General features: G+C 37.1%; 11 protein-coding genes. 1 reads left to right on the top strand and 10 read right to left on the bottom strand.

All coding sequences use genetic code 11. The features are described from left to right. The 4 genes from F6K54_RS43245 to F6K54_RS43230 form a co-directional block, all read right to left on the bottom strand. Positions 1–202 (bottom strand): transposase (locus F6K54_RS43245; RefSeq protein WP_366558263.1); only part of this gene is annotated, 202 nt, incomplete at its 3' end. Then, complete coding sequence (locus F6K54_RS43240) at positions 183–395, bottom strand: transposase (RefSeq protein WP_366558264.1); 213 nt, start codon at positions 393–395, stop codon at positions 183–185. The genes F6K54_RS43240 and F6K54_RS43245, both read right to left, overlap by 20 nt. 94 nt (positions 396–489) lie before the next feature. Next, positions 490–900, bottom strand: a complete 411-nt coding sequence (locus F6K54_RS43235) for a hypothetical protein (protein ID WP_366558262.1) — start codon at positions 898–900, stop codon at positions 490–492. Further along, positions 884–979 (bottom strand): helix-turn-helix domain-containing protein, encoded by a 96-nt coding sequence (locus tag F6K54_RS43230; protein WP_202223267.1) that lies wholly within the window; start codon positions 977–979, stop codon positions 884–886. The genes F6K54_RS43235 and F6K54_RS43230 overlap by 17 nt, the downstream gene beginning before the upstream one ends. Before the next feature lie 836 nt (positions 980–1,815). Here F6K54_RS43230 and F6K54_RS29335 point away from each other — a divergent pair. Further along, positions 1,816–2,400, top strand: coding sequence for a hypothetical protein (locus tag F6K54_RS29335; protein WP_293085675.1), 585 nt, complete (start codon positions 1,816–1,818; stop codon positions 2,398–2,400). A 443-nt stretch (positions 2,401–2,843) separates the two neighbouring features. Here the strand turns inward: F6K54_RS29335 and F6K54_RS29330 are convergent, their stop codons facing one another. The 6 genes from F6K54_RS29330 to F6K54_RS29305 form a co-directional block, all read right to left on the bottom strand. Next, a complete protein-coding gene (locus F6K54_RS29330; protein WP_293085672.1) occupies positions 2,844–3,536 on the bottom strand; it encodes a sigma-70 family RNA polymerase sigma factor in 693 nt (230 codons plus the stop codon). 455 nt (positions 3,537–3,991) lie between these two features. Next, entirely contained in the window at positions 3,992–4,435 is a 444-nt protein-coding gene (locus F6K54_RS29325; protein ID WP_293085669.1) for a YbjN domain-containing protein, read from the bottom strand. 1,299 nt (positions 4,436–5,734) lie between these two features. Beyond that, positions 5,735–7,915 carry a hypothetical protein gene (locus F6K54_RS29320; protein WP_293085666.1) on the bottom strand — a complete coding sequence of 727 codons (2,181 nt, stop codon included), beginning with the start codon at positions 7,913–7,915 and terminating at the stop codon, positions 5,735–5,737. A 173-nt stretch (positions 7,916–8,088) separates the two neighbouring features. Next, positions 8,089–9,399: a transposase gene (locus tag F6K54_RS29315; protein ID WP_293085663.1), complete on the bottom strand. Its 1,311-nt coding sequence runs from the start codon at positions 9,397–9,399 to the stop codon at positions 8,089–8,091. Positions 9,400–9,636: 237 nt separating this feature from the next. Further along, positions 9,637–9,975, bottom strand: coding sequence for a DUF433 domain-containing protein (locus tag F6K54_RS29310; protein ID WP_293085660.1), 339 nt, complete (start codon positions 9,973–9,975; stop codon positions 9,637–9,639). 359 nt (positions 9,976–10,334) lie between these two features. Beyond that, the coding region (locus F6K54_RS29305) for a hypothetical protein (protein ID WP_293085657.1) at positions 10,335–11,969 on the bottom strand (1,635 nt) is incomplete at its 5' end.

Genomic DNA, 11,969 nt, shown 5'->3' with positions numbered 1-11,969 from the left:
GGCGACTAATTACTCTGAAATCACGACCATATTTTTCAGCAATTCCATCTAACAGTGTCCTGAATTGCCTCCAACCTAAATCTGATATCGCTCTGGATAATTTACGGTTTTTCACCATACCAGAAACGTTCAAATCTTCTAAAACAACTGTTTGGTTTTCACGGATTATTTTAGTAGATAATTTATGCAGAAAATCTGTCAAGCGTATCTTTTAATTTGGCATGAAACTTAGCCACTTTTAGTCTCGCTTTTTCATACCTTTTAGACCCTTTAGTTTTCTTAGATAATGACTTACTTAACTTTCGGTACCTTTTAATATGTTTTTTCAATGGTTTAGGAGCATCAATCTTTGTACCATCACTAAATGTAGCAAAGGTTTTAATACCTAAATCTATACCTACTGAATTATCAGTTTTAGGTAATACTTCTGGTTGTATTTCTATTACAAAACTTAAGAAATATCTAGTAGGGGCGATTCGCGAATCGCCCCTACAATCTTTGATTACTGTTACTGATGATGGAGCAGTAGGTAACTCTCACGGGCGAAACTATTTTCAGCTTTCCAATCTTAGCTAAATAAACTTTATGTTGACCAACTTTAAATCCTCCCTTTGTAAACCTCGCAGTTTGCTTTGACTTTCTACTTTTAAATTTAGGAGGTCTAACAGGTCTACCTTTTCTCTTGCCTTGAATTGATTTAAAAAAGTTTTGATAAGCCTGGTTTAAATCATTCAATGATTGCTGTAATGGTATGTTAGAAACCTCTGACAACCATTCTCTGTATTTAGTCTTTTTAGCTTGAGTAATAAAAAGCTTTTGTAGTTCTGAATTAGTAGATTTCTTTTCTCCTGATCTATACCTCTGTTGGCAGAAAGCTAGACTATCATTCACTCGCCACACGGACACAGCCAAATAGCTTGGCTAATCGGTATTTTTGTCCCGGGGTTGGATATATACGGTACTTAAATCTAGCTTTCATAACTTGACGCATCAAACTAACAACACGATAACATATTTATTGAAAAAAAACAACTAAAAAGTCGCCCTAGAAGGGCGAGGCTTGAGACCCATTTTTTCGGTCAGGGAGTGGGGGAGTAGGGGATATTAAATTAAATATTGAACAGGACTTATATCATGTCCGGTAGCATCGTTTGTGTATAAAATTAAGGTAAAAATGGGAGAAAACCTTCTGCCTCCTGCCTCCTGCCTCCTGCCTTCGGACAACCATTGTCTAATTATTCAACCGGACATGATATTACCTACACATATCAAATCAGACACCATCTGTAGGGGCGAACGGCCGTTTGCTTGCGCATACTTCGTAACGCCCGTACTAGATATGCTAGTTCTGCGTACTATGGAAGTAATTTAAGAAATTATAAACAGATATTATCAGGACTTACGCAAAGGTACTATTTATAGAGTCTAAAGACTATTGTCCAATAGTTTTGAACGCTATATATAGCGTATCTACGTAAGTCCTAATGATATAACCGGATTCTATGTGCAATGAACCGGATTTGATATCAGACTCAGATTAATATTTGATTTACAAGAACGTTTAACTTATCTAGTGTAGTATTATTGAAGGATTTTTTTGGCAGTTTTGTCATCTGAAAACCTCATCTAATAGTTCCATACCTTATGAGTTTTGGTCTTATCTGTTTGCACAGCATGACCTTGGAAACTGTATTGACTGATAACTGATAACTGATAACTGATAACTGATAAAAGTCTCAGGATATTATGATGCCATACCTTTCTAAACTTGTTAAAAAAACTCCCATCGTTAGTACCATTTGTAGCAGTTTAATCATGGGACTAATTACAGTTGCTGTAGCTGGAGGGCCTCCCCCTGGTACTACTAAGCCACCTACTCAACCTTCAACAAAAGAACCTGCGGAAGTTGAAGAGAATACAGAACCTCGTCGTCGTCAACCTCCTGCTAGTCAGCCATCTGGCGGTCAAGGAAAACCAGTAGAGGCGGAACCAGAGAAAAGTGAGCCTCCTCGCCGTCAACCCCCTAATGTAGGAAACCCTGGTGGCCAGCAGCAAGAGATTAATCAAACACCACCACAATTTCCTGAACCTGCGGGTAGGGTTACGCCTGTTGAAGGTCTCATTACTCTAAGATTGATTAATCAAACGGATGCCGTAATTAAATATCAAGTAATTGGTGGCCGACATAGGACTCTAGGAGAAAGGTCAGTAGTAGAAATATATGAATTGCCAGTCCCATTAACGTTAACCTATCAACGTCCTGATGGAGGGTTATTATTAGTAAGTCCTCGAGGTATTTCTCCTAGAGTATTAGAGGTGAGGTTTAATTCCACAGAAAATTTTGATTTAGATACTAAATCACTAAATATTACTGGGACAGGAGGAGTATTTTTGAACTAGCGCCGCTATGTGGAAGTTAAAAGTCAAAAGTCAAAAGTTAAAAGTTAAAAGTTAAAAGTTAAAAGTTAAAAGTCAATCATTTTTGATTTGTAATTGTTTTAGGATTTTGTAAATGGTTAGTTATTTCTGCCATTCTGCACTAGGTTAATTTCAAGATAAATTTGAGGTCTAAAGTTTTTTAGCTAGCATCTACATAACATTTAATCCTCAGTTTTATTGAAAAAAAATCGACAAAATACCTACTTCATAGAGGACGTTTTGCTAATGCAAAGCTTTCCTAATTAATTCTATGGAAAAGCAAACAGCATGAATACAGAATAATTTTGTTATATAGCAAAGAAAGAGTTGTTCAGTAGATAAATTGATGATAAACCTCAGACAAGCAAATGTTTTTCCAACAGATGAACTGTTCCCTATTTGCTAGAGTCTTGACCTAAATTATCTCAGGGTTTTGGTTCTTTTGAAACTTGGAGAAACTGATTTATATTCGTACTAACCTGTTCCATATCATCATTAAAATATATAGCTTTAATATCCTCTGGTAAATTATTATCTAGATGATAGTATCCCTGCTGCAACAAAGACTTTACCTCCTCAGATGAAATAGTTTCTCCCTCAGCTTGGAGATATGCTGCAATTCTTGTTTCACTCCAGTGGAAAGTCTCAGACATTAACAGAACTAAACGCAGGAGTGCTTCTAACTGTTCTAATACTTGCCTAACATAACACCATAAAGGCGGTGGAGCTACCTGTAAAGAATAACGAATTGATTCAACAGGAGGAATTTCTGCTTGGTTAAGACTAACAGCAGTAACATTTATTAACCAATTCTGGAGAGTAGTATTTTCGTTGCTTGGATCTGCCCCCTCTCGTAAATCTAGGCCACGCAATTCATAAAATATATGTTGCCAAGTTTGGGCAAATAGATAATCTGCTTGAACGGGGGAACGCACGGAATGTTGAATTAAAGTTTGGACTATCATGCCATAGCGACAAAAAATTGTTACGAAGTATTTTCCTTGGTCTGGATAGTTTTGAAATAAGGTCAATAGTTCTTGGTCACTATGATGGAATAGGGATTTAACTATAGGATGATTAGATTCAGGAAATGTGTAAGTAGGCTCTGTTTTTAGCATAAAGTATAAAAAATTTAGATAAATGAATATTTGATTGAACCATTATTAATTTTAAGAGGTTTTCTAAGAAGTCCCATTTGCTACATCCAAGCCCCCGCGCATCCCCCAATTTTGGGGGACTTTTTAGAAGCAAATTGACTCTTATTACCCCCAAAGTTGAGGGGCTAGGGGGGCAAAATTCAGTATCAAAAAACTTTTCAGATATCCTCTTAGAGTGGTAATATAAAATCCCGTTATACAGTATATGTTTATAATTCTATCTACACTTCAATATTAAATCAGACCATCTCCCCATCTCCCCCAACTATATAATAAGTATTAAACCGGACATGATACAAGAAGTCTAATAGACATCTCCTAAAATTAAAAATAAAATCAATTCTTATCCATAAATTATCAATTATTTCTCCCTACTCCCTACTCCCTACTCCCTACTCCCTCTTTAGAAAAGAGGTCTAATATATTCTGTCCATGGCCCTATGTCCTCCCCATTGTTCAACAATTTTATCGTCGTATTCATCAGAAATTGCTAAAACTGCTCTGACTGATGCTTCTAATTCTGGTTTATCGCAAGTAGAACCGACTATTGTATGTTCAAATATAATGCTATTATTTTCGTCTATACCAAAAGCACCAAATCGCATTTTACTATTTTCTTGCAGTAAAAATTTCATCAAATCTGCTTTCAAATCTACATTTGTCACAACATAGGAGCGAGTATTAATGATTGCCTCATTATCTCCCCAAGCAAAAACAGATACTTCAACTAAGGCAGAACCCATAAATAAAGTAATACCTGGTAAGTCTTGTCTGACGCAGGGAAATTTATCAAATAATTCTCTCATCCAGAGAGAGATTTTGTTGTAGCAAGCTTCTTGTACATTCGTCTCAAATTTCATTATTTTTCTCCAAAAGCTTTAGTAGAAACTATAGCGCTATACGCAAGTCATTTCAGTTATCAGTTATCAGTTATCAGTTATCAGTTATCAGTTATCAGTTATCAGTACCTCTGCCTGTTTGCGTAGCATTCCGCAGGAAAGTCAGAGGCTTGAAATATTGAACTTTATTTTTTTCATCCCCTTGAAAGGGGAGGCTTGAGACCTTCTTTTTTGGTCAAAAATTAAAAGTCAAAAATTAAAAGTTAAAAGTTAAAAGTTAAAAGTTAAAAGTTAAAAGTCAAAAGTTAAAAGTAATCCCTGACTAACTTTGAGCATTTATAAAAGTTAAAAATTAAAAGTCAAAAGTAATCCCTAGTATAGCAGTCCAAGGAAAGGGCGTGGACAGATTAAAAGCTCAAAGCTCAGACAAAGTAAGATTTTTCCTTCTTCCTTCTTCCTTCTTCCTTCTTCCTTCTTCCTTCTTCCTTCTTCCTTCTTCCATATATCAATTTTTTAAGTTTGAGATAAAATAGACTATAAGTTGATTATTTTCGTAAGGATACAATTATGAGTGAAATATTAACACCTAATTTAGTACCCCAAATTCTCACTGTACTTGGATCGGTGGGTTTTTTATTCCTGGCAATTCAAGCATTGCAATTACTAAAACAATAATGACATTGATATATTAAACCTTTTCAGAAAAGAGGGAGTAGGTAGGGATGTTGCATGCAACGTCCCTACAGAGTAGGGAGAAAGAATTGATGATTTTTCACGATAATTGATTTGATTTTTGATTATCGAAGATGTATATTGATTTCTATCGGGCGATCGCAGTAATTTTTGCTCAAAAGCAATTTGTTCTTAGATGATTGAGCGATCGCTCTTTAATACCATGTCCACTTAAATAGACATCTCCATAAAAGAGGGAGTAGGGGCGAATCGCGATTCGCCCGTACAGGAGTAGGGAACCCACCCCTAGCCCCTCCGGTGGAGGGGAAGAATTGAGAATTTATGTGCGATAATTGATTTTATTCTTTATTATTGGAGATGTCTAATATCATGTTCGGTTGAATACTTAAACTTTGGAGCAAGGAAGGCAGAAAGCAGAAGGCAGAAGGCAGAAGGGAAAGAAAGGTTCAAGGCCAGAAGTTTTTTTTATAACTGATTATCCGAACATGATATAATATTACCCAAGACAAACTTTCTCTTCATATTCTTCTTTAGTCTTATATAAAACCCGATTACACAATGTATCTTTAATAATTCTATAATTACTTCAATCTCCCCTACTCCCCCACTCCCCTACTCCCCCACTCTCTACTCCCTATAACTTTCTAATGTTAAAAAATGTACCCTGCCAGAAGCTTCACCAACAATAATTTTTACTCCATCTTCTGCCACAGCACAACATTCTAAAGAACTCTCTCCTGTAAAATGAGCGATCGCCTGTCGTTTTTCTAAGTCCCAAACTTTGAGAGTACGATCGTCAGATGCAGAAATCACTTGCTGACCATTTGGTGTAACTGCAATTGAACTTACCCAGTCAGTATGACCACTCAAACTAAATAGTTCCTCTGCAGTTTCCAAGCACCAAACTTTAATAGTTTTGTCAAAAGACCCAGAAATCACTCGCTTACCATCTGGGGTTACTGCCAAAGCTTTTACCCACCCATTATGACCGACCAAAGTAGAAACTTCTTCTCCAGTTTCCAACCACCAAACTTTAATAGTTTTGTCAAAAGACCCAGAAATTACTCGCTTGCCATCTGGCGTTACTGTCACTGAACTTACCCAGTCAGTATGTCCTACAAGAGTAGCAACCTCTTTTAAAGTTTCTAAACTCCAGACTTTTAGAGTTTGGTCAGATAAACAGGCGATCGCTCGTTTACCATCTGGTGTAACTGCCACAGCAAAAATACATCTAGTGTTACCTTCTAGACTCAACAATTCCTGTGCTGTTTCCCAACTCCAAATTTTGAGAGTGTTATCATCAGAAGCTGAAATAATACGTTTGTCTGGTAATGCTGCTACGGAATTAACTCGATCAGTATGACCTTTAAGAGTACAAACTGATTTTGTTGTGTTTAAATTCCAGACCTTAATTGTATTATCCCAAGATGCTGATGCTGCTTGTCGATCTGGCAGCGCTACTGCTGCATTCACCCTATTAGTATGTCCGATGGGTGGTGGTAATTCTACAGAAGTATCAAGACTCCAAACTTTGAGAGTAAAATCATCAGAACCTGAAATTATGCGTCCATCTGGTAAAACTGCCACTGCATATACAGAGTCAGCATGACCTTTGAGAGCAAATAACTCTTCTCCTGTCTGGAGACTCCAAACTTTGAGAGTATTGTCGGAAGCAGCAGAAATTATTCCCTTACTATCTGGAGCTACTGCTACTGCATTTATCCCCTTAGCGTGACCTTTGAATGTCAAAGTAGTTTTTTGGCTGTGCAAATTCCAAACTTTTATTGTGTTGTCAGAAGAACCTGAAACTACTTGTCCTCCTGGAAGTTTCGCCACAGTTCTCACGCCACCCGTATGACCACTCAGTGTTAATAATTCCTCTCCTGTCTGAATATTCCAAATTTTGAGAGTACGATCGGATGAACCTGAAATAATTTCTCGTTCGGATAATACCGCTAACGAATTTACCCAACCTTTATGACCAGTGAGAGTAAATTCTTCTTTTTGTGTTTCTAGGTTCCAGACTTTAATCGTATTATCTGAAGAACCGGAAATTAATCTACCATCTGGTAATACTGCCACTGCTCTTACTCCTCTTGTATGACCAGTGAAAGTGAGAAATTCTTTAGTTGTTTCTAGATTCCAAATTTTGATGCTGAAGTCATCAGACCCGGAAACCACCCATTTTTCATCTAGTAATGCTATAGCTCTAATTCTGCCTCTGTGACCAATTAAGGTTGCTATTTCTTTCCCTGTTTCCAGGTTCCAAACTTTGAGAGTATTGTCAGCAGAACCAGAAATTACCAATCCTTCTGGGGTGACAACTACTGCATTTACCCAGCCTGTATGACCGATGAAAGTGCGCAGTAGTCTACCTCCTGGAGGTGTGAGACTTGGTGCCATTGGTCTTAACCAGGGTGTCCGGTTCCAGGATTTTGCTTGTTGTAGCATTTCCTGAATTTCTGGTATTTCAAAAGATAGCAGTCGCCCCCAAAGTTGTCCTGGTAGTTGTGTTTTATCTTCGACAAGGATATGAGATGATAGTTCAATTGCCCCTTGAATTAATTTTAGAGTTTTAACTTTTTCACTTGAGGTCCATACATTAGAATGCATGGCTTCCTCATAATCATTTAATAGATATTCTACTCCGAATAAATATAGTCTTGATTCGATAAAATCAAAATCTGTGAGTAAGCGATGCAATTGGTCTGTATCAGATTCACTCACGAGAAAACCTGGTAAAGTTTCTAAGAGATAGTATTGATCTTCTAGGGGCATTTGAGCTAAATTTTCTCTAAACTCACCCATTTCAATTTCCTTGTTATACTGATGTAAACTAATAGGTATTTATGCAAAATTAATTTAATATCTTGAAGCAGGAAGTAGGAAATAAAAAGATACTTGTTTGCTTGAACAGTAGATATCAAAATAATTTTGCCCATCTATTTAATATGACCATCAAATATACAATTAATTTAGCTTTAGTGCTTATACATTTTATACATTTTTGACACTCCCCGCGCTCTTCGCGACGGGGATTCTTGGTTCATCGACTCGCCATCACTTGACAGGCCGAAGCCAACCAAGCCAGAGGGCAAATCTCCCGCAAGCGTATTAGTTTCCCTGTGCCCCAAGGTACTGAGCGCTTTTTTTAGGATGTTTTTAGCTGCATTAATATCTCTATCTTCTACATAGCCACAATGAGGACAAATATGAGTTCTAGTTGATAGAGACTTTTTAACTTTCCCACCGCAATTAGAACAATTTTGAGAAGTATTTTGTGGCGATACAGCAATAGTTAATTTGCCGTACTTTCTTCCAAAATGTTCTAACCATTGTCGAAAAGTTGACCATCCAACATCACTGATTGATTTGCTTAAATGTCGATTTTTTACCATGCCTTTAACATTTAAGTCTTCGTAGGCTATCAAATCGTTAGATTGAATCACGGAATATGCTACTCCCTGGCAATATTCTTTTCGCTGCCTACTTACTCTTAAATGCTTTTTGGCATATCGACATCTGGCTTTATGGTAGTTTTTAGACTGCGGTTTTGCGCCCTTTTTGTACTTCTTGGATTTCTGTCGATTAGCACGGTTTAACTTCTTTTCCGATTGCCGATAAAACATTGGATTTTCTACAGTATTGCCATTACTATCTGCTAAGAAATATTTGATGCCAACATCTAAACCGACTGCTTTTCCTGTTGGCTCAGTTTCAACTTTGACATTTGCTTTAATAGCAAATTGGCAATAATAACCATCAGCACGTTTTATCAACCTAACCCGTTTAATCTGGTCTAGTTGATAATAGTTAAGGTCATAAGTTCCCTTCAACTTAAGCTTACCAATACCTTTTTTGTCCTTGAATGTAATCGCTTTCCTCTTCTCAGATATCTTCCAGCCAGACGTTTTATATTCTAAAGAACGGCAATACTTTTTGAATTTAGGATAACCTCTCTTGGTGCGCGTTCCCTTGCGACTGTCGTCATCGCGGGGTCGCACCGCTTTTTTGGCGGGTATATGCTTCTTGCAGTTATCGTAAAATCGACTAATCGCATTCCAAGCTCTTTCTGCCGCAGACTGTCGAGCCATTGAATTTAGTTCATTGACAAAAGCAAATTCTTTAGCTAATACAGCGCAATGTTTATTAAGGTCATATTTGCTTACACCTTTATTGTCCATCCAATACCTCAAGCACTTGTTTTGAATGAACTGAGATGTCCTAATCGCCTCGTCTATTGCACGATATTGGAATTCTTTTGCTTTCACTTTAAACTCATAAATTATCATAGCCCGACCTTACCATCTTTATGCTTGGTATTATACCATAATTGACTGAGAAAATGTTAAGAAAAGCGAAGTATTTTTTGTTAAGATATTTAACGGCGACTAAAGTCGCCCGTTCGCTCTTCATCGACGCGCTGAAGCGACGTGGTTTTCAAGAAGAGCGAACTTTTCTGATAATATTGAGAATGAGGATCTCCCCTACTTCCTGAAAAAGACTTTTTCAGCAAACCCTAATTACTATTATTTAGGAACTTCCTCTGCTGGAGTTAAACGTTCCAACTTCCACTTTAGTACATTCGCCACAAAAAGAGGAGGATGACGGTCAAATTCAGCTTGAGCTTTATTCGTATAGTCCAACCAATTGTCTAAATATTGTCCTACCGTTTCGCGATCGCGCAAATAATACAAAATTGTTGCATAAACTTGCTCCAAGCTAACAGTATGAAATAGTTCGGCAATTTCTTCTGCTGTCTTACTGTCAACAACGTACTTGTAAAGAATATGCTCGATACCTATCCGCGTTCCTTTAACTCGAATATCCTCCGGTGTCAGAAACTCAAAATAATCTTCTAATTGCATTTGTTATATCATGCCCGGTTGAATACTTACACTTTGGAGGTCCGAAGGCAGAAGGCAACCCACCCCTAACCCCTCCCAGGAGGGGAAGGTAGAAGGGAAGAAAAGATTAGAAGGGATAAAGTTTTTTTATCACTGATAATCCGGACATGATATTATACCAACTCCCAAAATTAATGCTATACTTGGCTGAGACTTCAATTATTAAGTAACTAACACAGGTTTAATAACTTATTTCCTAATTATTACTCAGTTAATGCTAATTATTCTGATGTTTGCCACTCCCCCACTCCCCCACTCCCCCACTCCCTTACTCCCCTACTTAAATGTGTTTCCTGACTTCCAGTTCCAAATCATAATTTCTAGGCATTTTTGTAAACCATTCCTAACAAATTATTTTTGATTTGTTTTTCCATACCTTCGATTTCAATTAATGACTCTACTTCTTGAACAATATCTTTTCGGTACAGAAAGTCTTGAAATGCAGCATGATATATGCTATAAACTGGTTTTCCTTCTGTTTGATAAATTCGCAGAAATTGTGCCCACTCATCCAGAATTTCTTGAACTATTAAGGAAATTTCTCCACTAAATTTGGCTAACATTCTACAGGATACTGGTTTACGAGTTTTTGTTAAGAAATATATGACTTTTAACTTAGTAATAGGCAATGGTTTGACATTCATTTTCATTCGATGCCAGTGTTGATCGTAATATTTCTCTAAACCTTGAGGTAAACTTTCTAAATTAATATCACTATAGTTACCTTGCTCAATATCATCAAGTACATATTTTAAGTACATGAAATTATTTTCACTATTGCTGGCTATAGATTCGACAAATTCTTCTAATGTTAAGCCTCTTTGTTCGATCCATTCTGCTAGTGCCGATCGCTTTGTACGCAGACGAATAAATAGTTTGACATCTTCTAGACTTTCATTGGGATAAATCATTAAGTCAAAAATTTTCTGTGGTGCCGAAATAACTAACGGTAGTGGATCAGACCTCTTAGTCAGCAGAAAATAAACTCCATTGGGTAAGTTAGCTGGTAAGTAAAGCACATTAGCAGCCCCACTTTGACTATTTAAATCAACTTCATCTAAAGCATCAACTGCAATTATTAGTTTTTCTCTTGGTGTTAGTTGGGCACTAATTTCGTTTAGTAGTTTTGATAGAAAGTTACCATTGCTAGTGTTATCCGGATGTAATGGTAGTTCATAAGGCAAATTATAGCCTTCAATTAACTGGGTACAGATACTTTTAAGAAAATCCTCAGCCCTAGTTCTACCTTCTGATAATAAATTGAAATAGGCAACACAACCATTGCGACGTACATATTCGGCAATGATTGTACTTTTACCTACTCCCGGATCAGCTTCGATGATAAAATATCCTTTAGATTTGTTATGGATGAAATCATCAATGGCATCAAAAACAAAACCTCGTCCAAGAAACCCTTCTGTTTTATCTGCTATTAAGGCAGCAAAGTCAGCAGGTATTGCCTGACATTGTTGCATCTGTTTACGCAGCAGTAATATTAACTGTTCTAAGTGACTATTAGCTCCACCAATACCAGAAATAATTTTGTCTATATCTTGACGGTAGTCACCAACAAATTGATCTACTTTTTTCTCTATTTTGTTGGTGACATCAACAAGACGACTGATATCTTCACCTGCTGTTGCTAGCATATCATGTACTAAGGCTTGAAATACTGTGCTTTCTGTTCTCAGTTCGTGGCGAAATTGATGGACTGTAATAGACACTAATTTAGTTTCCACTAGCACAGATAATTCTTTCGGAGCGTGTTTGAGCCACTTATCTTTGCTTTGCAGTCTAGACATCACGACTTTCACTATTGCTTCTTCTTCTCTACCTTGAGGTAGATGAGTTATTCTTTGCTTGTGTGTTTGCACTAAATCTAGTATCATTAGCGCATCTTTCTCCATTTCTGTTAGTCTGTTTTCAATTTCAGCTCGATCTTGCCTCCACTGAGG

Source organism: Okeania sp. SIO3B5 (assembly GCF_010692555.1).
Lineage (GTDB): Bacteria > Cyanobacteriota > Cyanobacteriia > Cyanobacteriales > Microcoleaceae > Okeania.
Note: the sequence above shows the minus strand (reverse complement) of the source record. Positions and strands in the feature narration are given on the sequence as shown.

Bases quoted from the DNA above. Each gene is read 5' to 3' on its own strand.
- F6K54_RS43230 (WP_202223267.1), bottom strand. From the start codon at position 979: ATGAAAGCTAGATTTAAGTACCGTATATATCCAACCCCGGGACAAAAA.
- F6K54_RS29335 (WP_293085675.1), top strand. From the start codon at position 1,816: ATGGGACTAATTACAGTTGCTGTAGCTGGAGGGCCTCCCCCTGGTACT.
- F6K54_RS29330 (WP_293085672.1), bottom strand. From the start codon at position 3,536: ATGCTAAAAACAGAGCCTACTTACACATTTCCTGAATCTAATCATCCT.
- F6K54_RS29325 (WP_293085669.1), bottom strand. From the start codon at position 4,435: ATGAAATTTGAGACGAATGTACAAGAAGCTTGCTACAACAAAATCTCT.
- F6K54_RS29320 (WP_293085666.1), bottom strand. From the start codon at position 7,915: ATGGGTGAGTTTAGAGAAAATTTAGCTCAAATGCCCCTAGAAGATCAA.
- F6K54_RS29315 (WP_293085663.1), bottom strand. From the start codon at position 9,399: ATGATAATTTATGAGTTTAAAGTGAAAGCAAAAGAATTCCAATATCGT.
- F6K54_RS29310 (WP_293085660.1), bottom strand. From the start codon at position 9,975: ATGCAATTAGAAGATTATTTTGAGTTTCTGACACCGGAGGATATTCGA.